The organism is Brasilonema sp. UFV-L1, assembly GCF_012912105.1.
Lineage (GTDB): Bacteria > Cyanobacteriota > Cyanobacteriia > Cyanobacteriales > Nostocaceae > Brasilonema.
The window spans coordinates 1-1888 of sequence record NZ_QMEA01000284.1 but is presented as its reverse complement, the minus strand read 5'-3'; the positions used below and the strand labels follow the sequence as shown (position 1 = coordinate 1888).

The following is a 1888-nucleotide window of genomic DNA, read 5'->3' as shown; positions in this document are numbered from 1 at the left end:
CTCGTCAGCGAGTCTTTAGGACTCATCCACGAGTGTTCGTTACCTTCTTCCCAGTCAAAACGAGAGAAAACCTCCGGATTTTTATCCGTGGGGATATTCACCAATTCTGACTCGGTGACTTCTGACTCGGTGACTTCTTCTTACTTAACCTTCAACAACTCCACATCAAAAATGAGAGTCGCGTTGGGTGGAATCACACCACCAGCACCACGAGCGCCATAACCTAACTCTGGAGGTATAATTAACTGACGACGACTGCCTACTTTCATAGTACTCAGTCCTTCATCCCAGCCTTTGATAACCTGTCCAACGCCGAGTTTGAAACTGAACGGACTGTTGCGATCGCGTGAACTATCAAATTTCGTACCATCTTCGAGAGTCCCTGTGTAGTGAACCTCAACTGTTTGTCCAGTTTTAGGAGTCGCCCCAGTCCCCTCTTTTAACTCAGTATATTTCAGTCCAGAGGGCGTAGTAACGACATTGGCATCAGACATAGTTTTTCTCGCAATTAGAGTATCGTTTTCTTGTGGCTGGATGGCTGCTGAAGTTGTTTCGGTCAAATTGGCAGCATTAACGCTATTCTGTTTGTTACCACCAATTTGTGCTAACACTAAAACCGAAACACAAACCAGCATGAAGCCCATGCTCAGTAAAATCGCTTTCAAAATTAATCCTCCCTAATTAGTCTAAAAATTAAGATAACCAGTAGGACAAAACTTAGTGTAAATCACAAAGCGACGCCTAACGCCAAAGCTTATTTTCTAAATCACGCACTTGACGTTCTAAACGGTCAATTCTACCACGCAACTCGTCCACTTCCGACTGACGAGCCACCCCCAAATCCTGTAACATGTTTCGCAGTTGTCGTTGCATATTGCCTTCCCAATTTCCCTGCTCCGACTTCAACTGTTGTACCATATCATCCATAACCGTCTTGGCTTGCTCAGGGTCAAGCTTACCATCCTTCACAAGTTGATCGCCCACTTCCCGCAGCTTATCTGCAACAACAGAAGTTGTCCCAATACCCAACATTAATAACTGCTGCATCCAATTGTTATTGTCCATAATGCCTTTCTATCACTTTTTTCAAATCAAATGACCCTTTTTCATAAATCTATTTTATAGACCTATGATAGATGAACCAAAGAAGGAGTCACCGAGTCTGAATGGCGAATCTGCGAGTGATGAACCCGTAAGGGTAATCTTTAATGAGCGACGAATCACCAATCCCCCATACTCTTGCATTCACCAATTCACCAATTCACCAATTCGCTACTTCTTCTTCAAAGGATAATTAATATAGACTACAGCTCTATTCTGACAGAGAGACATAACGGATAAAAAGTGTGATAATCGAACTGCTGAAGGTGAAAGTTCCGCCCGAACAAAGAGAAAAATATATTCAGAATGATGCGGAAATTTGGACAAAGGCGCTGGCTAAATATCCAGGGTTTCTAGGTAAAGAAGTTTGGATCAATCCCAACGATGCGACAGAAATCGTTTTAGTCATTCACTGGGCGACACGAGAGGATTGGAGAACTGTACCCCAAGCCGCATTGGAAATTATTGATCATCAATTCACACAAGCAATGGGAGAATACTATCCAATTGTGGAGTCAAGCGAGTATCAAGTGCGGAAATTTCCGCAGAAACCAGAAGAGTAAGCTGTTCCACATTTTATTTACATATTTTCGATTGTCTCTTAAAACAGTACACAGTGACCAGTACACACTACACAGCACACAGCACACAGTACACAGTACACAGTACACAGTTGTCAGATAACTCAGGACTTACGCAAATTTATGAAAAAACGAACCGCGTTAGCGTAGCGTGCCCGCAGGGCATAGGACACGGAGCGCGCAGCGTGCCCGCAGGGCATAGGAAT

At 43.6% G+C, this 1888-nt stretch carries 3 protein-coding genes; 1 reads left to right on the top strand and 2 read right to left on the bottom strand.

The genetic code is table 11. The features are described 5' to 3' along the window. Nucleotides 1-140: 140 nt before the first annotated feature. Together DP117_RS34135 and DP117_RS34130 are read right to left on the bottom strand one after the other, a co-directional pair. Complete coding sequence (locus DP117_RS34135) at nucleotides 141-665, bottom strand: FKBP-type peptidyl-prolyl cis-trans isomerase (protein WP_169222574.1); 525 nt, start codon at nucleotides 663-665, stop codon at nucleotides 141-143. 76 nt (nucleotides 666-741) lie between these two features. After that, nucleotides 742-1065: a phasin family protein gene (locus DP117_RS34130; RefSeq protein ID WP_169222573.1), complete on the bottom strand. Its 324-nt coding sequence runs from the start codon at nucleotides 1063-1065 to the stop codon at nucleotides 742-744. A 281-nt stretch (nucleotides 1066-1346) separates the two neighbouring features. Between DP117_RS34130 and DP117_RS34125 the strand changes: the two genes are divergently transcribed. Continuing rightward, entirely contained in the window at nucleotides 1347-1664 is a 318-nt protein-coding gene (locus tag DP117_RS34125) for a TIGR03792 family protein (protein WP_169222572.1), read from the top strand. Nucleotides 1665-1888 lie beyond the last annotated feature (224 nt).

What these genes read in the sequence shown, in the direction of transcription:
- DP117_RS34130 (WP_169222573.1), bottom strand. Translation starts at nt 1,065, where the DNA reads ATGGACAATAACAATTGGATGCAGCAGTTATTAATGTTGGGTATTGGG.